Raw genomic sequence first — 23,726 nt, forward strand, 5'->3', positions numbered from 1 at the left:
AATAACTTAGTTAGTTTCTATCAATAAGGAGTAAATAAGAGAAACTGATAATGAAATCTCCCCCTAACCCCCTCTTTATTAAAGAGGGGGAATTGATAAGTGAAATAACTTAGTTAGTTTCTATCAATAAGGGATAAATAAGAGAAACTGATAATGAAATCTCTCACAAAATCCCCTCTTTGTTAAAGAGGGGGATTGATAAGTGAAATAACTTAGTTATTTTCTATCAATAAGGGATAAATAAGAGAAACTGATAATAAAATCTCCCCCTAACCCCCTCTTTAATAAAGAGGGGAAATTGATAAGTGAAATAACTTAGTTATTTTCTATCAATAAGGGATAAATAAGAGAAACTGATAATGAAATCTCTCACAAAATCCCCCCTCTTTAATAAAGAGGGGGTTAGGGGGAGATTCTAAACAAGAGATTATAAAATGACGAAAAAAACCCTATACGATAAATTATTTGACGCCCACGTCGTCTATGAAGCAGAAGGCGAAACGCCGATTTTGTATATCAACCGCCATTTGATTCACGAAGTAACCAGTCCGCAAGCCTTTGACGGATTGCGAGTGGCGAATCGCCAAGTTCGCCAAGTGGGGAAAACCTTTGGAACAATGGATCATAGCATTTCAACCCAAGTGCGTGATGTGAATAAACTTGAGGGGCAAGCGAAAATCCAAGTGCTGGAACTTGCGAAAAACTGTGCCAATACAGGCATTGAATTGTTTGATATGAACACCAAACAGCAAGGGATTGTCCACGTTATGGGACCTGAGCAGGGTTTAACCTTACCGGGAATGACGATTGTCTGTGGCGATTCCCATACTGCAACGCACGGTGCATTTGGTGCATTAGCGTTTGGGATTGGTACATCAGAAGTGGAACACGTTTTAGCCACCCAAACCTTAAAGCAAAGCCGTGCGAAAAATATGAAAATCGAAGTGCGAGGCAAAGTTGCCCCTGGTATCACAGCTAAAGATATTGTGCTTGCCATTATCGGCAAAACTACAATGGCAGGTGGCACGGGACACGTTGTGGAATTTTGCGGTGAAGCCATTCGTGATCTTTCAATGGAAGGGCGTATGACTGTGTGCAATATGGCGATCGAACTCGGTGCGAAAGCGGGCTTAATCGCCCCAGATGAAACGACCTTTGAATACTTGAAAGGTCGCCCTTATGCACCGAAAGGCAAAGATTGGGACGATGCGGTGGCTTATTGGAAAACCTTAAAAACCGATGATGATGCCCATTTTGATACCGTAGTGGTGTTAGACGCGAAAGAGATTTCGCCGCAAGTAACTTGGGGAACGAATCCAGGACAGGTGATCGGTATTGATCAAACCGTGCCAAATCCTGGGGAAATAAGCGATCCGGTGGTGCGAGCTTCCGCTGAAAAAGCACTGGCTTATATTGGCTTAGCCGCCAACACCGATTTAACCCAAGTACCTGTAGATCAAGTGTTTATCGGCTCTTGTACCAACTCCCGCATTGAAGATTTGCGTGCGGCAGCAGCGGTAATGAAAGGACGTAAAGTTGCCGATAACGTAAAACGCGTATTGGTCGTTCCGGGGTCAGGTCTTGTTAAAGAGCAAGCAGAAAAAGAGGGCTTAGATAAAATCTTTATCGAAGCAGGGGCGCAGTGGCGTAACCCAGGTTGTTCAATGTGCCTAGGAATGAACGACGATCAACTTGGTGAGTGGGAACGCTGTGCCTCCACCAGTAACCGCAACTTTGAAGGTCGCCAAGGACGTAACGGACGCACGCATTTAGTCAGCCCCGCAATGGCAGCGGCGGCGGCAGTGTTCGGCAAATTTGTTGATATTCGTCAAGTGGAATTACTTTAAGGAGAAATTATGGCAGGCTTTAAACAGCATTCAGGCATTGTCGTGCCTTTAGATGTGGCAAATGTAGATACCGATGCCATTATCCCAAAACAATTTTTGCAAGCTATCACCCGCGTAGGGTTTGGCAAACATTTATTCCACGAATGGCGTTATCTTGATGCGGCAGGCACACAGCCTAATCCTGATTTCGTGCTGAACTATCCGCAATATCAAGGGGCAAGCATTTTATTGGCACGCAAAAATCTTGGCTGTGGTTCTTCCCGTGAACACGCTCCTTGGGCATTGGCAGATTATGGCTTCAAAGTGATGATTGCGCCAAGTTTCGCGGATATTTTCTATAACAACAGCTTAAATAATCATATGTTGCCAATTCGTTTAAGCGAAGAAGAAGTCGAAGAAATCTTCCAATGGGTGTGGGCAAACCCGGGGAAAGCGATTGATGTCGATTTAGAAAAAATGACGGTAACTGTAGGTGAAAAAGTCTATCCTTTTGAACTGGACGAATTTCGCCGTCATTGCCTATTAAACGGCTTAGACAACATCGGCTTAACCCTACAGCACGAAAACGCCATTGCGGAATATGAGAAAAATATTCCTAACTTCTTAAAATAAACAGGAGGTAGGGTAAAAAATCTCGAATAAATTTCCAAAATCGTGCAAAAAGCGTGTATTCTTTTTGCAAAGAAAAACAAAAAGGATACCGCTATGCAACTCTCCTCAATGCAACAACAGCGTCTATTTGATCTGTTACAAAATTCAACCTTAAAAGATCATTATCAACTTCCAATTACCTTGGAAAATTTACCGAAAAATCTTCGCCAGATTGCAACCGCTATCTATTTTTCTGATTTTGTCGCAGAAATTTTACAGAAATACCCAACTATTTTCGAACAATGGTTACTACAATTACCGCAGTTTACAGATTGTGGATCGTATCAACAGCATTTACTCGTACAACTGGAAAAAGTAGATGATGAAAACAATCTGTATCAAATTTTGCGTCGTTTTCGTCATTGCGAAATGGCTAAATTGAGTTTTTGTCAAAGTTTAAATCTTGCCAGTGTTGAACAGATCTTTCATCAGCTTTCCGAATTAGCGGAAGCGATTATTGTGGTAACCAAAGATTGGCTTTATAAAAAGCTCTGTGTTGAATTGGGTACACCGACTAATGCTGAAGGAGAAGCTCAACCACTCATTATTTTGGGAATGGGGAAATTGGGTGGCAGAGAGTTAAATTTCTCTTCTGATATTGATCTGATTTTCACTTATCCGGATCACGGTGTAACGGTAGGTGCCAGAAGAAGTATCGATAATGGACAATTTTTTATCCGTTTGGGGCAACGTTTTATTAAAGCGTTGGATCAAGCTACCATTGATGGCTTTGTTTATCGCGTTGATATGCGCCTGCGTCCTTTCGGCGAAGCCGGCGCATTAGCATTAAGTTTTGCCTCGATTGAGGATTATTATCAAGAACAAGGGCGTGATTGGGAACGTTATGCGATGATTAAAGCGCGCATTATGGGTGAAGATGCCAATGATCCGAATCACCATTATTTAAGCCAGTTGCTACGCCCATTTGTTTATCGGCGTTATATTGATTTTAGTGCCATTCAATCGCTGCGTGATATGAAACAGAAAATCAATGCTGAAGTAAGACGACGGGGCTTAGTGGATAATATTAAACTTGGTGCTGGCGGTATTCGTGAAATTGAGTTTATCGTACAAGTATTCCAACTGATTCGTGGTGGTCGAGAAAAGGCATTACAACAAAGAGAGTTACTCCGAATTTTACCGAAATTGGTTGAATTAAATTTACTACAGCCACTTGAAGCAACCCACTTATCTCATGCTTACCTTTTTTTGCGTCGAGTGGAAAATATTCTACAAGCGATTAACGATCAACAGACACAATTATTACCAACCAATGAACAGGATAAACAGCGTTTAATTGATGCCTGTCGAGTTTTTACCTATTTTAACCAGCAGCATCAATTAGTTACTATTGAATACCCGATTTATGACTGGGACAGTTTTTATCAAGTGTTAAGTCAGCATCAACAAAATGTACGTCAGGTGTTCAGCCACTTAATTGGTGAAGAGGATGAAAAAAGTGAGGAATATCAAAGTGATTGGCAAGATTTTCTAGGCATCAATTTTAATCATCAGGATGTGATGACACTATTGGACAAATTAAATTTATCTCATCAGCAAGAAATTGCCGATCATATGTGGCAGTTCAAACAAGAAATGTTACGTAAATCAATTGGTGTGCGTGGTCGAGATGTGTTGGAACAATTACTTCCAATTTTATTTGATGAGATGTTGGCTATGAAAGATGCAACAGTATTGCTTCCTCGTATTTTAGAAATTATTGCCAAAATTGCGACCAGAACGACTTATCTTGAATTATTGTATGAGAATCCAAATTCACGCGTATTATTAATGAAATTATGTGGCGCATCACCTTTTGTTGCTCGACAAATTGCTGACTATCCATTGTTATTGGATGAGTTATTAAATCCTAATACGTTATTATCTCCACCTCCATTTAGTCAATACCAAGCAGAATTAGAACATTATTTGATACGAATTCCTCAAGAAGATGAAGAACAATTAATTGATGTTTTGCGTCAGTTTAAATTAGCAACGCAGTTACGAGTAGCTGCTGCTGATATTCTAGGTGCTTTGCCAGTGATGAAAGTAAGCGATCATTTAACTTATTTAGCGGAAGCGATTATTGCCAGTGTAGTTAATCTTGCTTGGCGTCAGGTTACACAACGTTTTGGCACACCTAACCACTTACAAAATAATGACAAAGGTTTTTTAGTGGTTGGTTACGGCAAATTGGGGGGTATCGAATTAGGCTATAAATCAGATTTGGACTTAGTTTTCCTCTATGATGCACCAGCAAATAGCGAAACAGTCGGTGGTAAAAGAAATATTGATAGCGGACAGTTCTATTTACGTTTAGCACAAAAAATAAATAGTATTTTCAGTATTCATACAAATTCAGGAATTTTATATGAAATAGATATGCGTTTACGACCTTCCGGTAGTTCAGGCTTATTGGTCAGTTCGATAAAGGCCTTTCACGATTATCAATTAAATGAAGCTTGGACGTGGGAAAAACAGGCTTTGGTGCGAGCAAGACCAGTTTTTGGTGAAACCACTATGAGACAACAATTTACACAGATTCGTCACGATGTGTTATCTACAGAAAAAGAGATAAATCAACTGAAGATTGATGTACGAGAAATGCGAGAAAAAATGTATCAACATTTATCACACACGGAAGCGGGCTATTTTGATATTAAAAAAGATCGTGGTGGTATTACCGATATTGAGTTTATCGCACAGTTTTTAATGCTAGCAAACGCTCCAAAGATACCAGAATTAACAACTTGGTCTGATAATGTACGTATTTTTGAGGATATGGTGAAATATCAAGTTATCACGCCGGAAATTGGTGAAAAACTAACCAAAAGTTATGTTGAATTGCGTAATCATATTCACCATCTAAACCTTGCCGGCAAGAATTCAGTGGTGGAGGCTGAACCGTTTTCTGCAATAAGAGCTTTTATCACTCAAGTATGGCGACAGTTATTTTATTAATAGCAAGATTGTTTTCAATTTGATAGTTTCCACATTTGATGTGGCCTAAATTTTTTAACCGTTTCGGATAGAAGTTCCCCATCCGGAAAGACTAAATTGGGTGCAATATCAAATAAAGGAATAATCACGAACTCCCGATTTTTCATTTCACAATGAGGAACAATTAAGCGAGGATGCAAAATAACTTCTTGATTAAACAGTAAAATATCGAGATCAAGTGTACGCTCTCCCCAACGACGTAATCTGACCCGACCTTGATCGTTTTCGATTGATTGTAATAAATCCAGCAGTGCTAATGGTTCAAGTTCAGTTTCTATTTGTACAACTGCATTAATGTAATCAGGCTGATCTTGAGGCCCTAACGGCTTGCTACCATAAAAAGGGCTAACTGATTTTATTTTCAGCTCCGGATGTTGATTTAAAGTCTGCACAGCACGTGTTAATTGTGCTAAAGGATCATCTAAATTACTACCTAATGCAATATAAACGTTATTTATCAACTAGTTATCCTCATTTTAGTGGTATTCATTTTCTTTTGGTTGTTTGCCGGATGATAACGTCGGCGAGATTTACGTTTTCGTTTCTTTTCTTGATTTGGGTGTAACTCCTGCTGTACCTTGATTAATTCTTCACGTTGTGTACTATTACTTTGTTGATATTCATACCACCAAGCTGCCAATTCAATAGATTCGCCCTGTTCAATTTCGGCACGCATTGCTAATAGATCATAAGCAGCACGAAACTTAGGATGCTCCAATGTAACTTGTGGCTTCTTACCAGTACGTTTAGTGAAAAGTAACTGCAATGACCAAATATCACGGATAGTAGCAGTATGGCGACGTAAAATGGCAACACGTTGACAAATTAGCGTCAATAAATCATTACTAGCAAGAGAATAGGCATCAAAGTTATTTAAACCACCTTCATTCTTCAATATTTCAATACGCTCACGTAACGGATACCAAAAAAAAGCGGCAAACAAAAATGCTGGATTAATACGTAAATGATCGGCAATACGCTCATCAGTGGAACGTAATGCGGTAATAATCATTTTTTCTGTAAATGAGTCATTATTTGCGGTAAAAAATGGAATTAATGCCGGAAAAAGTTGATGAAATAATTGATATTTATAGAGTAATTGATATGTTTTCTCACCCTTCCCAGTTTGTAATAGTTTTAATGACTCATCAAATAAACGTGCCGCTGGAATGTTTTGCAATAAAGATGCCAATTGATAAATCGGTTTTTCACATTGTTTATCAAGAAACATATCCAGTTTTGCCATAAAACGGATAGCTCGCAACATTCTGACTGGATCTTCCTGATAACGTTGAGTTGGATCACCAATCAACATCAATCGACCTGCGCGCAAATCTTTAATACCATTGAAGAAATCATAGAGTTTATCTTTACGGGGATCGTAATAAAATGCATTGACAGTAAAATCACGACGAGCAGCATCATCTTCCAAACTGCCATAAACATTATCACGTAATAACATTCCTTCTGCACTTTGTTTAGCTAATTTATCATTATTAATTTCATCGTGAGCAGCGCGGAATGTTGCAACTTCAATGATTTCTCTACCGAATAAAATATGTGCCAACCTGAAACGGCGCCCAACTAAACGACATTGACGTTGAAATATTCTTTGAATCTGTTCTGGACGCGCACTAGTTGCAACATCGAAATCTTTAGGCATTTTGTTCAATAAAATATCGCGTAAACAACCGCCTACCACATAAGCCTCAAAACCATTACTCTGCAATTTTTCAACAACCTGTAATGCTTGACGGCTAATAAGATGAGGATAAATACCATATTCAGAAGCTTTTAAGTATGGTAATGCTGCTCGTTTAGATTTGTTTTTCACAGAGGAAAATTTCTGCTTAGTTTTTTTCTGACTAACAACAGGAGCAGATGTATGTTTTGTTGAGAAAGTGTTTTGCTGTTCTTCCGTTTTTTGCGGAAACAGTTTTCGAATAAATTTAAAAATAAGACCACCTCAATCTACTTTTAAAAAATATGTAAAAAATGATATTTTTTATCTATTTTTAAAATAGAAAACTCTCCCTAAACTGGATTAGGGAGAGAAATTTGGCTAATTACCGCTGTAAACAGCGGTAATTCAATTACTTGGGTATTTTGATGAATTTACCCACCAATCTGTTTTTCGCGAATTTCTGCTAACGTTTTACAATCAATACAAAGATCAGCTGTCGGACGAGCCTCTAAACGCTTTATCCCAATTTCAACACCACAAGATTCACAGTAACCGAAATCTTCAGATTCAATCTTTTTGATAGTACGTTCAATTTTCTTTAATAATTTTCGTTCACGATCACGATTACGTAGTTCTAAACTGAACTCTTCTTCCTGTGTAGCACGATCGGATGGATCCGGAAAATTAGAAGCTTCATCACGCATAAGTGCGACAGTTCTATTTGCTTCTTCCATGATTTGATCATGCCAAGCAGTTAAAATCTTTTTAAAATGAAGAAGTTGCGCTTCATTCATATATTCTTCGCCGACTTTCTCTTGATAAGGTTGCACACCGGCAAGAGCTAAAACACTTAGTGATGATTTTGGCGTAGTTGCCGTCATATTTAAATCTCTCCTAGACACCAAAAAATAAATAACGACTAATAAAACACTCCATATGAAATACTTTTATCAAAAATAGAGCCTTTTTTATACAATTTTCCGTCGATTTTCATACACTTTGGAGTGAGCTATTCCAAAGGACGGTTATAAATATCAGAACTTATACTTTTTAGCAAACAGAATTTTTTAAAATGATGATTATTTAAACGAAGAAATACAGAAAAACAGATATTTTTTGTAAATTTTCGATGAAGCTCACATTTTTACTGCTTATCTTTTGCACATTAATACAGATCTATTATTTTACTCCAGAATAAAAAGGAGGATATGTGGAGCGAATTGCCATTGCTTGTATTGTCAGTTGTTTGGTGATGATGTATTTGCCGTTTGAATGGATTTTTTTAACTAAATTTTGGGGTATTTTTTTCGCTATTACTTCGTCACTGACCGTATTGTTAATAAGAAAGAAAAGTCAGTGGAGTAATGTGATTATTGCAATAATATTTTCGTGTTGTTGGTGTTTATTTTTGATCCAACAACTAATAACTCAAGCGCAATATTTGCATACATTGCCGAAGAAACAGCGTGCGGAAATTTTGATTGAAAAGGTTTTGCACCAACGCGATTATCAAACGGCAATTGCATCATTGAAATTTTCACATAAAGATGAAAAGTATCGTTTTTATTTAAGTTGGCAAACACCCCAACAAATAGCTGCCGGACAGTCTTGGCAAGGAGAGGTGACATTAAAACCTTTAGCATCAAGAGTAAATTTTGGTGGTTTTCAGCGTCAAAAATGGCTGTATGCAAATCATATCGTTGGTTATGCCGTTATTAAAAAAGCAGTTTTTATTGCTGATAATCCTGATTTGCGCGAGCGATTATTGCGGCATAATTTGGATTTATGGCAACAGCAACCACAATCGGAATTATTTCTTGCATTGGGGTTTGGCGATAAACGTCTTTTAAATAAAGAAATGCTACAACTGTTTCAACAAACAGGAACAGCACATTTAATAGCTATTTCAGGATTGCATATCGGTTTGGTAATGTTATTGGGGGTTGCTTTAGCTCGTTGTGTGCAATATCTATTGCCTACTCATCGTATTACACCGTTTTTCCCATTACTATTCGGTGGAATATGCGCTTTGTTATACAGTTATTTAGCCGATTTCTCAATCCCAACTGTCAGAGCAATTATTGCATTGATTTTTCTATTGTGGCTAAGATTTTTTCGAGGTCATTTAAATTGGTGGCAATGTTATGTACGTTGTATCACTATCTTTGTGTTATTAGATCCATTTATTCTATTAAGTGATAGTTTTTGGCTATCTGCATTAGCAGTTTTATGTCTATTGATTTGGAATCATCTATTTCCCCTATCAATTTGGTCAATTCGGGGGAAAAAGCCACACCAATTCGGTAAAATAGTTTATTACATTTTTACTCTTATTCATCTGCAAATCGGGCTTTCCCTACTATTTACACCGATTACAATTTTCTTTTTTTCAGGTTTTAATTTCTTTAATCTATGGATTAATTTGTGGATTGTTCCTATTTTCAGCTTTGTACTCATCCCATTAATTCTATTTTCCATTTTAACATTCAATTACTTCCACAGTTGGACGTTATGCCAGTTTATTGCGCAACAATGTGTTGAAGGCTTAAAGATATTTAAAATTGGCTGGCATCCTATTTCAGAGGTGGAAAATCTCTGGATTAGCTTGGTTTTTCTAGGCTTGTGTTTGATTTGGGGAATGTTCTGTATTCACTATGCTAAATATCAACGAACTAAAGCAGATGAACATCATTGGTTGCCGGCACCAACTTTATTACGTTTAGATGTGTCTGCTTTGGTTGATCGTACCGATTTTCAAACTATTTTGAAAATAATAGGAATGATTTTAGGCATAATGCTATGGCAATTAGGCTTCTATTATTATCAACAATATCGCACCTTATGGACGCTAGAAATGTTGGATGTCGGGCAAGGAATGTCTATTCTGATACAACAAAATGGTAAGGGAGTTTTGTATGATACCGCTGCTTCGTGGCGTGGTGGTAGTATGGCTGAATTAGAAATTATTCCTTATTTACAAAGGCGAGGCATTGTATTGGAAACGATTATTCTAAGTCACGATGATAATGATCATAGTGGCGGTGCTGAAACGCTACTTAACTATTATCCGAACGCAACATTAATCACATCTTCTAAAAAAACATATGCCGAGAGAATCCCTTTGCCGTGTTATAAAGGGATTCAATGGTATTGGCAAGATTTAAATTGGCAAGTAATTGCGCCGTATAAAATAGAGAAAACAGCTAAAAATCATCAATCCTGCGTTATATTACTTAATGATGGAGAACATAATGTACTATTAACAGGTGATCTGGATAAAACTGCAGAATTACTGTATTTAGCAGATTTCCCGATGATTGATATTTTGCAGGTTGCTCATCACGGTAGCCGTACTTCTACCAGTACTGCATTTTTGCAAAAAACACAACCTAAAATAGCATTAATTTCCGCTGGCATAGGCAATCAATGGCATTTTCCACATCAGGAGATTATTTCACGATTACAGCAATTTCAGGTAGATACGCTAGTAACAGCAACAGTAGGACAAATTCTATTACGTTTTACCAAACACGGAGAAATTGAAGTTGAAACAGCGAGAACCTTCTTACAACCTTGGTTTAAGCAGTTACTTTAAGGGCTGATTTGATAAATAACAGAATAAAGGTAGAATAGCGTTTTAAATTTATTTACGGTACAACGCCATTTTATGAATGATAAAGATTTTTCAACAAAAGCGACATTTAAACGTTTATGGCCAATGATTTGGCAATATCGATTAGGTATTTTAATTGCAATTATTGCCTTGGTTTTTAACGCATTAACCGAAGCTGGATTAATCTATTTATTGAAGCCATTACTAGATAAAGGATTCGGTGAAGCAGATCTGTCATTCCTAAAATGGTTGCCAATCATCGTTATCCTGCTTATTTTTTTACGAGGTATTACCAGTTTTGTTTCCGATTATTGTCTTTCGTGGGTATCAGGAAATGTGGTAATGGTAATGCGAAGAATGTTATTTAAACATTTAATGTATATGCCGGTTAGCTTTTTTGATCATCAAGCAGCAGGAAAATTACTTTCCCGTATCACTTATGATTCTGAACAGGTAGCAAACTCTTCCTCCAATGCATTGATCACTATTGTAAAAGAGAGTGCTACCGTAATTTCATTACTGGGGTTAATGCTTTATACCAGTTGGCAATTGTCGTTAGTGCTTTTTGTTGTTGGCCCTATTATTGCGGCGTTAATTAGTGTTGTATCCAAACATTTTCGCCGTTTAAGTAAAAATATGCAAAACTCAATGGGTGAATTGACGGCAAGTGCAGAACAGATGCTGAAAGGGCATCGTGTCGTGCTTTCTTTTGGTGGTCAACAAGTTGAAGAACAACGTTTTGATTTAGTCAGTGATGATATGCGTCGTAAAAGCCTGAAAATGATGGCAATGAGTGCCATTTCAGATCCTATTGTGCAAATTATTGCCTCTTTTGCATTGGCGGTAGTGCTATATTTGGCAACAATACCAACAATGATGGGGGGACAACTTACCGCTGGTGATTTTACGCTTGTTTTTTCATCAATGTTTGCTTTATTAAGACCTTTAAAATCTTTAACCAATGTGAATGCACAATTCCAACGTGGAATGGCAGCTTGCCAGACTTTATTCTCTATTTTGGATTTGGAAACAGAACAAGATAATGGCAAATTTGTAAGTGAAAAAGTTAGTGGTGATATTGCTTTTAAAGATGTCAGTTTTTACTATCAAGGCAAGGATGAACCGGCACTTTCTCATATTTCGCTTAATATTCCTGCTGGAAAAACAGTGGCATTAGTAGGGCGTTCAGGTTCAGGTAAATCAACAATAGCCAATCTCATTACACGCTTTTACGATGTCCAACAAGGTGAAATTACACTTGATGGGCGTAATATTAAAGATTATACCTTAGCGAATTTGCGTCAGCACTGTGCCATTGTTTCGCAACAGGTTCATCTTTTTAATGATACTATCGCAAATAATATTGCTTATGCGGCAACAGAAAAATATAGTAGAGAACAAATTATTGCGGCAGCAAAAGCAGCTCACGCAATGGAATTTATTGAAAAAATGGAACACGGTTTGGACACTATGATCGGAGAAAACGGTGTTTCACTTTCGGGCGGACAACGCCAACGTTTAGCAATTGCAAGAGCATTATTAAGAAATGCTGCAGTATTAATTTTAGATGAAGCTACCTCTGCCTTAGATACGGAGTCTGAACGTGCGATCCAAAATGCATTGGATGGTTTGCATCAACATAAAACATTGTTGGTAATAGCACACCGTTTATCAACGATTGAACGAGCAGATGAAATTATTGTCATTGATCAAGGAGAGATTGTTGAAAGGGGAACGCATCAACAGTTGCTGCAATATGGGCAAATCTATGCTCAATTGCACAAAATGCAATTTGAAGGTTAAGAGGTTTATAAAAGAAACAGTATGAAATTCTGGTATCAACAATCGTGGTTGCAATGGTTATTATTACCTTTCTCTTGGGTATTCCAATTGGCGACATATTTACGACGGAAAGCCTATCAAAAAGGTATTTTTACCTCTTGGAAAGCACCTTGCACGGTTGTAGTGGTTGGTAATTTATCGGTAGGCGGAAATGGGAAAACCCCATTGGTGATTACATTAGTGGAACAATTACAACGACAGGGAATCCGTGTTGGTGTGATTTCTCGCGGATATGGCGGTGAAAGCACTGAATATCCGTTTTTGGTTTGTGCCTCTTCCGATGCTAAAAAAGTGGGCGATGAACCGGTATTGATTGCACAACGTACATCTGCGCCGGTTGCGATTTCACCTGATCGCCGACAAAGTATCGAACTGTTGCATAAAGCGTACCATCCACAAGTGATTATTAGTGATGATGGTTTGCAGCATTATAAATTACAGCGTGATCTTGAATTGGTGGTGGTGGATGGTGAGCGTCGTTTCGGTAATGGGTTATTATTGCCGGCTGGTCCGTTACGAGAGTTGCCAAAGCAACGATTAAAAACGGTTGATGCGGTGATTTGTAATGGCGGTACTGCACAAGATAATGAAATTTTGATGACATTGCGCAGTGGCGAAGCGGTCAATTTGCTCACCAATGAGAGAAGAGCATTAACTCAATTTACGCAAGTAAATGCTGTTGCCGGAATTGGTTACCCACCACGTTTTTTCACCAGTTTGGAACATCAAGGAATCACGCTGTTATCAAGTACTGCCTTCCCGGATCACTACTCTTTTCAACCATCGGATTTTTCTGCATTTGATCAAAGTGATATTCCTCTGTTGATGACCGAAAAAGACGCAGTGAAATGTCGTAAATTTGCACAAAAGCATTGGTGGTATGTGGAAGTTACGGCGGAAATTAAGAAAGAGCAATTAGAAAATTTAATTGCAAAGATTATTGCTAAGGTAAATAAATGAAACAAAAAGTGATTAGTATGTTGGCGTGCCCACACTGCCATCAACCGCTGTTGCTTGATGAGCAACAACAACGTTTAATTTGCGAAAATGAACAATTTGCCTATCCAATTATGAACGGTATTCCAGCACTGTTGCCAGAAAATGCAGTGTCGTTAAAGCAAGATAATCAAAACCAAACAGTGAAGGAGATATAAAATGAGATTCAGTGTCATTATTCCGTCACGGTATGCCTCTAGTCGTTTACCGGGTAAACCACTGAAAGATATTGCAGGTAAACCTATGATTCAACACGTTTGGGAAAAAGCGCAATTAGCTGGAGCAACAAGGGTAATTGTTGCGACTGATCATCCCGAAATAGAGCAAGTAGTGAAAGCCTTTGGTGGAGAAGTTTGCCTCACTTCAGATAAACATAATTCCGGCACTGAACGGTTAGCAGAAGTAGTGACAAAATTGGCATTGCCTGATGATGAAATCGTGGTCAATATTCAAGGAGATGAACCTTTGATTCCACCGGTAATTGTAAAACAGGTAGCTGAAAATTTAGATAAATATCAAGTAAATATGGCAACTTTATCAGTGAAAATTGATGAAGCTCAGGAGCTATTTAATCCGAATGTAGTGAAAGTATTAACTGATAAAAACGGTTATGTGCTTTATTTCTCTAGAGCGGTAATTCCGTGGCATCGGGATCAATTTGCTGGCGTATATCAACAACCACAAGAAATTAAACATTTTGAATTACTTACTAATTTGTATCAACGTCATATCGGCATTTATGCCTATAGAGCAGGCTTTATTCGCCAATATGTGTCGTGGCAACCGACAGCATTAGAACAATGCGAATCATTAGAACAACTGCGAGTCTTATGGAACAGTGAAAAAATTCATTGTGAACCTGCGTTGGAAATTCCGGCAGTAGGTGTAGATACTGAAGAAGATTTATTAAAAGTTCGTGCAATTTTGTCCTGTTAAACGATGTTTGATGCAAAAAAATTTCTTGCCGATGTTTCGGAAAATCCTGGCGTTTATAGGATGTATGATAGGAATAACACCGTTATTTATGTCGGCAAAGCAAAAAATCTAAAAAAACGGCTTGCTAGTTATTTCCGAAAAAATGTTAATAGCAAAAAAACAGAAGCATTGGTTGCTGCAATTGCTCATATTGACACAACGATTACACACTCTGAAACAGAAGCGTTGTTACTTGAACATAATTTCATCAAGCAATATCAGCCTCGTTATAATGTATTGTTACGGGATGATAAATCCTACCCTTATATTTTATTAACTCACGAACATCACCCTCGAATTACTTCATATCGTGGAGCAAAGAAAATCGCTGGGGAATATTTCGGTCCTTATCCACACTCCTCTGCTGTGAGAGAAACATTATCATTAATGCAGAAACTTTTCCCAATTCGCCAATGCGAGAATAGCGTTTATAACAACCGCTCTCGTCCTTGCTTGCAGTATCAAATTAAACGCTGTTTGGCGCCTTGTGTTGCCGGATATGTAACGGATGAAGAGTATCAGCAACAGGTGGAGTTGGCGCGCCTGTTTTTGCAAGGTAAAGATCAGCAGGTGGTGACCCATCTGATTGAAAAAATGGAGCAGGCGAGCAACAGATTAGATTTTGAAGCAGCGGCACGTTATCGCGATCAGATTCAGGCGGTGCGATCCGTAATGGAAAAACAGTTTGTCAGTAATGATCGTTTGGATGACATCGATATTATCGCGATTGCGTACAAATCCGGATTGGCTTGTGTGCAAGTGTTGTTTATTCGTCACGGAAAAATATTGGGAAATCGCAGTTATTTCCCGAAAATTCCGGCAAATACGCAGATTGCTGAAGTTATTGAAACTTTTTTAGGGCAATTTTATTTACAGGCACATCAAGGGCGGAGTATTCCCGATTCGATTGTGATTGATCACTCTTTAGCCGGAAAAGAGATGTTACAAACGTTATTGAGTGAACAGGCAGGACGTCAAGTTCAGATTCAAGATAAAGTAAAAGGCGAGAAAAATCGCTATTTACAGTTAGCGCAAACTAATGCTTCGGTGGCATTAACAACGCAATTAAAACAACAAGGCAGAATAGAAGAGCGTTATCAAGCGTTGCAACAGTTGCTGCATATGGACAGAATCCAACGAATGGAGTGTTTCGATATTAGCCATACAATGGGCGAAAATACGATTGCTTCCTGCGTCGTTTTTGGTTCGGAAGGACCGTTAAAATCGGATTACCGCCGTTTTAATATTGAAGGTACACACGGTGATGATTATGCGGCAATGGAACAGGCATTGAAGAAAAGATACGATAAAGATCTAACGACAGAGAAGATACCTGATATTATTTTTATTGACGGTGGCAAAGGGCAGCTCAATCGTGCTTTGGCAGTGTTTGAGAATCTGAATGTGAGTTGGGACAAACACAAGCCGTTATTAATCGGTGTGGCGAAAGGGGTTGATCGTAAAGCCGGTTTGGAAACATTGTTGATCGGTAACAGTGAACGGGAGATTCATTTAGAACCGGACAATTTAGCACTGCATTTAATCCAGCATATTCGAGATGAATCACATAATCACGCTATTTCCGGACACCGTAAAAAACGACAGAAAGCATTTATTCAAAGTGGTTTGGAGAGTATTGAGGGCGTTGGTGCAAAACGACGTCAAGCACTGTTGAAATATCTTGGCGGTTTGCAGGGGGTTCGTGCCGCTACGATAGATGAATTGGCTTCCGTACCCGGAATTTCACGTTCATTAGCTGAAAAAATCTTTGAAACACTAAAACATTGATATTGAATATAGGCAATTTAACTCAATATGCTTTACAATAGTCACGTTTGGTATTAAATCGATCTGGTGATCAAGATGAAATTGAATATTCCCACTTTTTTGACCTTTTTTCGTGTTATTTTAATCCCGTTTTTTATCGTTCTGTTCTATTTTCCGTTTAGTTGGGCGCCGTTTTGGACTGCACTTATTTTTACCGTAGCCTCTGTGACCGATTGGTTAGATGGTTATTTAGCGCGTAAATGGAAACAAACAACCCGTTTTGGCGCATTTCTTGATCCGGTAGCAGATAAAGTTATGGTTGCCGCTGCATTGGTGTTAGTGGTTGAACATTATCATACTTTTTGGATTACGATTCCGGCGATTATTATGATCTCTCGTGAAATTATTATTTCAGCTTTGCGAGAATGGATGGCGGAATTGGGCGATAGAAATAAAGTGGCAGTGTCTTGGTTAGGAAAAGTGAAAACCACATCACAGATGATTGCGCTTATCGGATTATTATGGCATTATAATCCGACAATGGAAATTATTGCCACAATTGCGTTATATGTTGCGGTTATCTTGACAGTTTGGTCGATGTGGCAATATTTGACTTTAGCGAAAGAAAGTTTATTGCAGGAATAACGATTTATTCGATGAAAATAAAACCTAGTGTTTGTCGCACTAGGTTTTTTTGATCCTAAATTAGCTTGATTTATGTTCCAGTAACAGCGTTGCACCTTTTGCGATCATTCTGAGTTGTAGAATGACGCGTTGTTTCAATGCCTCTCGTTCTTGATTATTCATATCCAAAGCGTGCGAACCGGCGGTAAAAACAATAGTAACCATCCCTTCGGATTGCGCTTTGGCAATATCAGCGGGGATATCCTTATCTTTGTTCATAATATATTCTGCCAGTTCAGCAACAAAATGATTGATCTCTCGTGAGGCTGCCGTTCTGAACTCTTGAGATGTACCAGAGCTTTCACGCAACAGAAGGCGGAAAACATTAGGGCGGTTGGCAATAAATTCAAAAAATGTTTCAACGGAAATCGCAATAACACTCCCGCCATCCTCAATCCGTTTTCTAGCTTGGCGCATCAGTTGTCTTAGAATTAAGCCGGCTTCATCGACCATACTTAATCCTAATTCATCCATATCCTTAAAATGGCGATAGAATGAAGTCGGCGCAATGCCGGCTTCTCGACTGACTTCACGCAGACTTAAATTGGAAAAACTTTTTTCAGCACTGAGCTGATCAAACGCTGCATCGATTAACGCACGTCTGGTTTTCTCTTTTTGTTTGGCTCTGATTCCGCTCATTTTTAAGCATCTTTAGTTGGTGTAACAAGTAACGGTTTAATATTGTTGCCGATTAACTCCGCAACTCGTTGATAACGGGCTTTCAATGGTGAACCGGGACGATAAATTAAGCCGATGGTGCGATAAGGTCTAGGATTGGTACAAGGAATATATTTAACGCCCTCGCGCGAACGTTCATTTAAAATTGCCAACTCCGGCATAAAGGTAATACCGGCATTAGCGGCAACCATATTGCGTAATGTTTCTAAACTCGTTGCCTGATAATGAGTATTTTCTTTTGCTCCAGCAACAAAACAATAACCTAATGCCTGATCACGAAAACAATGACCATCGTCCAACATTAGAATTTCATATTGTTTGAGTTTTTCAAGCGGAATTTCATCCTCTTGGGCGAGCGGATGTTGATCAGAAACCGCAATTAACATTGCTTCATCATAAATAGGAATTTCAATAAATGCGGAAGTATCTTTTACTAATGCGACAATTGCACAGTCAATTTGCCCTTTTTCAAGCTGTTCTAATAATTGATGTGTTTGCGCTTCATAAAGATAAACTTCCAATTCAGGGAAAGATTCACGCAACATAGGGATAATATAAGGTAATAAATAAGGCCCGATAGTCGGGATCATCCCCATATGCAGAGGGCCTGTCATATCTCTACCTTGGTTACTCGCCATTTCCCTTAATAACTGAACCTCTTTTAGCACATTGCGAGCCTGATCAACCAATAATAATCCGGATTGAGTGAAAAGCACTTTGCGGCTGGTTCTTTCTAATAGAAGAATACCCAATTCATCTTCTAATTTTCTAATTTGACCACTTAATGTCGGTTGGCTCACGTGGCAGGCATCGGCAGCCTTACGGAAATGTTTATGATCGGAAAGTGCCACTAAATATTCGAGATCCCTAAGATTCATAACGACTCCTTTATAGGTAGTAACGATTAAAAAATAAATTTTAATTGAAACAAACTATAACACAATTATTGGCGAGTACAACTGCTTTGTGGATCGCTTAACCACTGTTTTATTAGATCTTCAGTAATGAGTTTATGTGACCAAAGACTGGTAATATCCGGTTGTGGAAATTGATTATGGTTATAGGCAATTAATTGTTTAAAATCAAAAGCGGCGTGCGGGTAATCATTAATCAATAACAGGGCAAAATAGCCGTCTTCCGACCAGCAAATTTGTAATTTCCGTTCTATCTGTTTTTGTTCGACTGCAGCAACATTATAGATATGCAAACTATCGACAATCGCCTCTTTTTGTTGGGTATCTATGGCATAGAAATAACCACTATCGCCATCATCTTCAAAAATAACAGCTAAATGTGGATGTTGTGTGGAGTGTGTGCCAATTTGTTTAGGTTGGCTAATTAATAATTTGTCTTCAAGAGTCAGATAAAGCATAAGTTCCTCAACTAAGGTAGTGTTGATAAGTGTTGTTCAAGTATCGTAATGCATTCAGCCAATATTGTTTGTTCTTGTTCAGTGAAACGCGCGAAATGAGGACTATCAATATCTAATACGCCGATAATTTCCCCATTTTTATGTAAAGGCAGAACAATTTCAGAATTGCTGGCATTATCACAAGCGATATGACCCTCAAATTGATGTACATTATCAATTCTTAATATCCTGTTTTGGGCAACGGCTTGACCGCAAACACCTTGACCGACAGCAATTCGATTGCAAGCAATTTTACCTTGAAAAGGGCCTAAAGTAAGAATATTTTGTGCATTTAACAAGTAAAACCCGACCCAATTAATATCAGCAAGTTGTTGATTTAATAGTGCAGAAGTATTGGCCAGCACACTGATTAAGTTATCATCATCAGCAATTAAAGATTGTAAATTATGCGGTAGATGTTGCAAATCATTATCGGAAAACGAAAACATAAATTCTCCTTATAATAAAAAGACGAAAGATAAAATGATCCGTCCTCGAAAAGTTGGACTACTATTTTAAGGACTGAAGTCTGTATCGAACAGGACTCAGTTCATTTAATGTTAATTGTATTCTGTCCTCATTGTAATAACGAACATATTTTTTGATAACAAATTCCAGTTCTTAAATGCTTTCGAACGTTTTGCCATAAAAACATTCTACTTTTATCCGACTAAATAGCGTGATTTTTTTATCGCAGGTCGTCCTTTAGGTTTGGGGTGTAATCTTTCTATACCGGATTGTTGAACAATTACCAATCATTGTCTAATGACACCCGAATTAGCAATACTAAAATTTCTCTGTTTTGAATAGTTTGTATGACTTGATATTTAAAGTCTGGGGGTATGGTACGTTTGGTATGCAGCACGGCTAAACCATTTATACTAGAATATTGAGCAATTCAATGTCTTAATGTTCGTTTAGGTACTGTAAATGTACGACAGGTGAAAGAAAGACTTTCGTGGGTGTTGAAAGTAGAAATCAACAGCTTGTTGTTTAAATGTTTGGTTGTATTTGGTCATAAAAAATCTGCACCTCTATGTTGGATAATAAGTCCAATTTTTGGGGTGCAGATCAAAAACTCTTTTGGCTGTTTGAAATGTTAATAATTAAATTACCAACCTTTTACAACAGAATCTTTGAATTCCGCCATTGCTTTTTTATAAACTTCTTCCGTATTGTATGCTTTAACGAAGTTTTGAACATCCGGATCAGCTTTATTATCTTCACGTGCAACAATGATATTGACGTATGGAGAATCTTTATCTTCTACAAATACAGCATCTTTACTTGGATATAAACCGGCAGCACCAGCAAAGGTATTATTGATGATAGCAAGATCAACCTGACCTAAAGTGCGAGGGATAAGGTTGGCATCAAGTGTTTTGATGTTTAAATTTTTTGGATTATCAACGATATCCAATGTGGTTGGTGTTAAACCAGTACCTTCTTTAAGTTTTAATAAACTCTGTGCTTGTAGTAATAACAAGGCACGGCCGCCATTGGTAGGATCGTTAGGAATCGCTACAGTTGCACCGTCTTTTAATTCCTTAACATCTTTGATTTTTTTAGAATAAGCGGCAATAGGATAGACAAAAGTATTTCCTACGATAACTAAATCAGTCCAACCACGATCTTTCATTTGTGAGTCTAAGTATGGTTTGTGTTGGAAAGCATTTGCATCAATAAGTTTATTTTCAAGTGCCGCATTTGGCGTTACGTAATCAGTAAATGGCACTAATTCCACGTCTAGACCATATTTATCTTTTGCGATTTGTTTTGCTGTTTCAGCAACACTCATTTCAGGGCCGACTTGAATGCCCACTTTGATTTTCCCATCTTTAGCGAAAGCAGAGGATGAAAATGCAATAGCTACAGATAATGCACTGATAGTTAAGATGTTTTTGATTTGCATAGAAATCTCCTTCAAGATATTTATTTATGATTAAAGTAACGAACAAGATGATCGCCAATAGTTTGGATAAGTTGCACCATAATGACAAGAATTACAATGGTTGCAACAAGAATCTCCGGCACATAAGTTTGGTAACCGTACTGAATGCCTACATAACCTAAGCCGCCACCGCCGACAGTACCCGCCATAGCAGAATAGTTCACTAAGGAAACCAGTGTTATTGTGAGAGAATTAATGATACTAGGTAATGCTTCAGGTAATAAGAATTTGGTAATAATTTGCAGATTATTTGCCCCCATCGCACGTGCCGCTTCGGTTAAGCCGGAAGGAATTTCCATCAAGGCACCTTCAACCAAACGAGCCATAAAAGGAATGGCAGAAATAGTTAAAGGTACAATAGCGGCGGTTGTCCCAATAAAAGTGCCTAAAATAAACATAGTAAATGGAATAATTGCTACAAGTAGAATGACAAATGGAATTGAACGACCAATATTGACAATAGCACTTAAAGCAAGATTTAGACTTTTATTTTCTTTAATTTGTCCTGGACGAGTAATAAATAGGATAACTCCAAGTGGAATACCAAAAACAGCAGAGAAAAAACCAGAAGCAAACACCATATAGAGTGTTTCTAAAGTAGCATTACCAATTAAAGCCCACACCTGTGGCGTTAAAACATCAAACATAACCTAATACCTCAACACGAACATTATGCTCGATTAAATAAATTTTAGCTTGTGTAATTGCATCTTCTTCACCTTCCACTTCGGCAATAACAAATCCGAATTTGACACCGCCGGCATAATCAATTTGTGACGTTAAAATACTGAGATCGATACCGAATTTTTTTGATGCTAATGACAACAATGGAGCATCAACGGAACGACCAGTAAATTCAAATTTTATCAATGGATAGGATTCTGGTGAACGAGGTGAATCGCTAAGTTGTGCCAAATATTCATCCGGTAAATTAATGTGAAAAGTAGAGTGGATAAAATCTTGTGCCAATTGTGTTTTCGGATTAGAGAAAATTTCACTGACAGATCCCTGCTCCACTAATGTTCCTTTATCAATGATAGCTACGTGATCACAGATTTTTTTCACAACATCCATTTCGTGAGTGATTAATAGGATAGTGATGCCTAAATTACGATTGATCTCTTTAAGCAATTTTAAGATAGATTGCGTAGTAGCAGGATCCAATGCACTTGTTGCCTCATCACAAAGTAACACTTTCGGATCATTTGCTAATGCACGTGCAATTGCAACACGTTGCTTTTGACCGCCGGATAGATTACTTGGATACATCTCTTTTTTATCAGATAAGCCGACCATATCTAATAAGCTATTTACCTTCTTTTGAATTTGTTCTTTTGGTGTGCCGTTCAACTCCAAGGGCAATGCAATATTGCCGAATACAGTACGAGAGTTTAACAAATTGAAATGTTGGAAAATCATTCCGATTTGACGGCGAGCTAACACTAATTGGCTTGATGTTAGCTGCATAAGATTTTGTCCATCAACAAAGACATTTCCACTCGTTGGACGCTCAAGTAGATTAACACAACGAATAAGGGTACTTTTACCTGCGCCGGATGCACCGATAACTCCGACAATTTTACCTTTAGGAATGTCCAATGAAACATTGTCTAAAGCCGTCAGCTGTTTATCTCCAAGCTGAAAAATTTTATAGATATTTTCTAATTTGATCATTTTGTACTTACATTAAGTTAATGAAGAAAATTAGCGTTATTCTAGACGTCTAGATAGCTATGTCAATAAAATTTTTATAAGATTTAGCTATTAGATAGTAAAATTTAGTACATACAGTTAAGCTAAAAAGAGTAATGGTATTAAAAAAGATAAGTAAAATTAAAGGTAAATATGATGAAAAAAGCAATATTTTTAGATCGTGATGGCACTTTAAATATTGATTATGGCTATGTACACGACATTGATCATTTCCATTTTATTGAAGGAGGTATAGATGCATTAAAGGAATTACAAGATATGGGGTATGCTTTAGTGATTGTTACCAATCAATCAGGAATTGCTAGAGGATATTTTACCGAAAAAGAGTTTAATCAATTAACAGAGTGGATGGATTGGTCACTAGAAGATAGAGGTGTGCATTTAGAAGGCATTTATTATTGTCCACATCATCCGAAGGGTATCGGTAAATACAAAAAAGAGTGCGATTGTCGTAAACCAAAAGCAGGCTTATTGTTGGAGGCAATTGCAGATTTGGACATAGATCCTCAAAAATCTATTATGATCGGTGATAAGTTGGATGATGTTATTGCCGGTAAAAAAGCAAATGTGGGAACAACTATTTTAGTAAAAACGGGAAAAACAGTAACTGAAGAAATAGCAAGGCAGGCTGATTATCTAATTGATTCTATTGCTTATTTACCAGCATTACTAAAAGAGAAATCTCTAAATAAAGATTGAAAAATAGGCATTTGAAAAAAAATCTGCAAAAAAGACTTGCACAAGGTTTTGAAATGCCTATAATACGCCACCGCAACGACGCTGAAGTGTGAAGTTAAAAAGAAAGCGTCGTTTTTTGTTCTTTAAAAAACTATCAGACAATCTGTGTGGGCATTCGTAGATAACAAAAAGAGAACCTGAAAAAGATTCAGGGCGAGGCAAGAGCTAAGTCCAAA

Annotated in this window: 22 protein-coding genes; 11 read left to right on the forward strand and 11 right to left on the reverse strand. The window is 37.8% G+C overall.

Going from position 1 to position 23,726, the window contains the following annotated elements:
• The first annotated feature begins 434 nt into the window (after positions 1-434).
• From leuC to glnE, 3 genes are all read left to right on the forward strand, one after another.
• Positions 435-1,847 (forward strand): 3-isopropylmalate dehydratase large subunit, encoded by a 1,413-nt coding sequence (gene leuC, locus QV04_RS06895; RefSeq protein ID WP_065230789.1) that lies wholly within the window; start codon positions 435-437, stop codon positions 1,845-1,847.
• 9 nt (positions 1,848-1,856) lie between these two features.
• Positions 1,857-2,459: a 3-isopropylmalate dehydratase small subunit gene (gene leuD / locus QV04_RS06900; RefSeq protein WP_039134533.1), complete on the forward strand. Its 603-nt coding sequence runs from the start codon at positions 1,857-1,859 to the stop codon at positions 2,457-2,459.
• A 93-nt stretch (positions 2,460-2,552) separates the two neighbouring features.
• Positions 2,553-5,459, forward strand: a complete 2,907-nt coding sequence (gene glnE / locus QV04_RS06905; RefSeq protein ID WP_065230788.1) for a bifunctional [glutamate--ammonia ligase]-adenylyl-L-tyrosine phosphorylase/[glutamate--ammonia-ligase] adenylyltransferase — start codon at positions 2,553-2,555, stop codon at positions 5,457-5,459.
• 14 nt (positions 5,460-5,473) lie between these two features.
• Here glnE and folK read toward each other — a convergent pair whose 3' ends face one another.
• The 3 genes from folK to dksA all read right to left on the reverse strand — a co-directional run bounded on the left by folK (position 5,474) and on the right by dksA (position 8,063).
• Complete coding sequence (gene folK / locus QV04_RS06910; protein ID WP_065230865.1) at positions 5,474-5,956, reverse strand: 2-amino-4-hydroxy-6-hydroxymethyldihydropteridine diphosphokinase; 483 nt, start codon at positions 5,954-5,956, stop codon at positions 5,474-5,476.
• A complete protein-coding gene (pcnB, locus tag QV04_RS06915) occupies positions 5,956-7,434 on the reverse strand; it encodes a polynucleotide adenylyltransferase PcnB (protein WP_419177513.1) in 1,479 nt (492 codons plus the stop codon). The genes folK and pcnB overlap by 1 nt, the downstream gene beginning before the upstream one ends.
• A 179-nt stretch (positions 7,435-7,613) precedes the next feature.
• Positions 7,614-8,063 (reverse strand): RNA polymerase-binding protein DksA, encoded by a 450-nt coding sequence (dksA, locus tag QV04_RS06920; RefSeq protein ID WP_039134528.1) that lies wholly within the window; start codon positions 8,061-8,063, stop codon positions 7,614-7,616.
• Between the two features lie 329 nt (positions 8,064-8,392).
• Here dksA and QV04_RS06925 point away from each other — a divergent pair, with 329 nt between their 5' ends.
• The 7 genes from QV04_RS06925 to pgsA all read left to right on the forward strand — a co-directional run bounded on the left by QV04_RS06925 (position 8,393) and on the right by pgsA (position 17,020).
• Positions 8,393-10,777 carry a DNA internalization-related competence protein ComEC/Rec2 gene (locus QV04_RS06925; protein ID WP_065230786.1) on the forward strand — a complete coding sequence of 795 codons (2,385 nt, stop codon included), beginning with the start codon at positions 8,393-8,395 and terminating at the stop codon, positions 10,775-10,777.
• 72 nt (positions 10,778-10,849) lie between these two features.
• Positions 10,850-12,598 (forward strand): lipid A ABC transporter ATP-binding protein/permease MsbA, encoded by a 1,749-nt coding sequence (gene msbA, locus QV04_RS06930; protein WP_039089282.1) that lies wholly within the window; start codon positions 10,850-10,852, stop codon positions 12,596-12,598.
• Between the two features lie 21 nt (positions 12,599-12,619).
• A complete protein-coding gene (lpxK, locus tag QV04_RS06935) occupies positions 12,620-13,597 on the forward strand; it encodes a tetraacyldisaccharide 4'-kinase (protein ID WP_065230785.1) in 978 nt (325 codons plus the stop codon).
• Complete coding sequence (locus QV04_RS06940; protein ID WP_039089278.1) at positions 13,594-13,791, forward strand: Trm112 family protein; 198 nt, start codon at positions 13,594-13,596, stop codon at positions 13,789-13,791. The genes lpxK and QV04_RS06940 overlap by 4 nt, the downstream gene beginning before the upstream one ends.
• A gap of 1 nt (position 13,792) precedes the next feature.
• Complete coding sequence (gene kdsB, locus QV04_RS06945) at positions 13,793-14,569, forward strand: 3-deoxy-manno-octulosonate cytidylyltransferase (protein ID WP_065230784.1); 777 nt, start codon at positions 13,793-13,795, stop codon at positions 14,567-14,569.
• Between the two features lie 3 nt (positions 14,570-14,572).
• Positions 14,573-16,396 (forward strand): excinuclease ABC subunit UvrC, encoded by a 1,824-nt coding sequence (uvrC, locus tag QV04_RS06950; RefSeq protein ID WP_065230783.1) that lies wholly within the window; start codon positions 14,573-14,575, stop codon positions 16,394-16,396.
• 75 nt (positions 16,397-16,471) lie between these two features.
• Positions 16,472-17,020, forward strand: coding sequence for a CDP-diacylglycerol--glycerol-3-phosphate 3-phosphatidyltransferase (gene pgsA / locus QV04_RS06955; RefSeq protein ID WP_065230782.1), 549 nt, complete (start codon positions 16,472-16,474; stop codon positions 17,018-17,020).
• 60 nt (positions 17,021-17,080) lie between these two features.
• On the opposite strand, the gene fabR is transcribed toward pgsA, so the two are convergent.
• The 8 genes from fabR to metN all read right to left on the reverse strand — a co-directional run bounded on the left by fabR (position 17,081) and on the right by metN (position 22,773).
• Positions 17,081-17,698 carry an HTH-type transcriptional repressor FabR gene (fabR, locus tag QV04_RS06960; protein ID WP_018346415.1) on the reverse strand — a complete coding sequence of 206 codons (618 nt, stop codon included), beginning with the start codon at positions 17,696-17,698 and terminating at the stop codon, positions 17,081-17,083.
• A gap of 2 nt (positions 17,699-17,700) precedes the next feature.
• Positions 17,701-18,615 carry a DNA-binding transcriptional regulator OxyR gene (gene oxyR / locus QV04_RS06965; RefSeq protein WP_065230781.1) on the reverse strand — a complete coding sequence of 305 codons (915 nt, stop codon included), beginning with the start codon at positions 18,613-18,615 and terminating at the stop codon, positions 17,701-17,703.
• Positions 18,616-18,680: 65 nt separating this feature from the next.
• Positions 18,681-19,109, reverse strand: coding sequence for a DUF2251 domain-containing protein (locus QV04_RS06970; protein ID WP_039080904.1), 429 nt, complete (start codon positions 19,107-19,109; stop codon positions 18,681-18,683).
• Between the two features lie 11 nt (positions 19,110-19,120).
• On the reverse strand, positions 19,121-19,597 hold the full coding sequence (locus QV04_RS06975) for a GAF domain-containing protein (protein WP_065230780.1): 477 nt from the start codon (positions 19,595-19,597) through the stop codon (positions 19,121-19,123).
• Between the two features lie 61 nt (positions 19,598-19,658).
• Positions 19,659-19,766, reverse strand: coding sequence for an IS3 family transposase (locus tag QV04_RS11960; protein WP_155275455.1), 108 nt, complete (start codon positions 19,764-19,766; stop codon positions 19,659-19,661).
• A gap of 493 nt (positions 19,767-20,259) precedes the next feature.
• The gene (locus QV04_RS06980; RefSeq protein ID WP_065230779.1) at positions 20,260-21,060 is read right to left on the reverse strand and encodes a MetQ/NlpA family lipoprotein; all 801 of its coding nucleotides are present in this window, start codon (positions 21,058-21,060) and stop codon (positions 20,260-20,262) included.
• Positions 21,061-21,080: 20 nt separating this feature from the next.
• A complete protein-coding gene (locus QV04_RS06985; protein ID WP_065230778.1) occupies positions 21,081-21,746 on the reverse strand; it encodes a methionine ABC transporter permease in 666 nt (221 codons plus the stop codon).
• A complete protein-coding gene (gene metN / locus QV04_RS06990) occupies positions 21,739-22,773 on the reverse strand; it encodes a methionine ABC transporter ATP-binding protein MetN (protein ID WP_065230777.1) in 1,035 nt (344 codons plus the stop codon). The genes QV04_RS06985 and metN overlap by 8 nt, the downstream gene beginning before the upstream one ends.
• A 174-nt stretch (positions 22,774-22,947) precedes the next feature.
• Here metN and gmhB point away from each other — a divergent pair, with 174 nt between their 5' ends.
• Positions 22,948-23,511: a D-glycero-beta-D-manno-heptose 1,7-bisphosphate 7-phosphatase gene (gene gmhB / locus QV04_RS06995; RefSeq protein WP_065230776.1), complete on the forward strand. Its 564-nt coding sequence runs from the start codon at positions 22,948-22,950 to the stop codon at positions 23,509-23,511.
• Positions 23,512-23,726: the final 215 nt, after the last annotated feature.

The sequence above is a fragment of the Gallibacterium genomosp. 1 genome, from assembly GCF_001678575.1.
Classification (GTDB): Bacteria; Pseudomonadota; Gammaproteobacteria; order Enterobacterales; family Pasteurellaceae; genus Gallibacterium.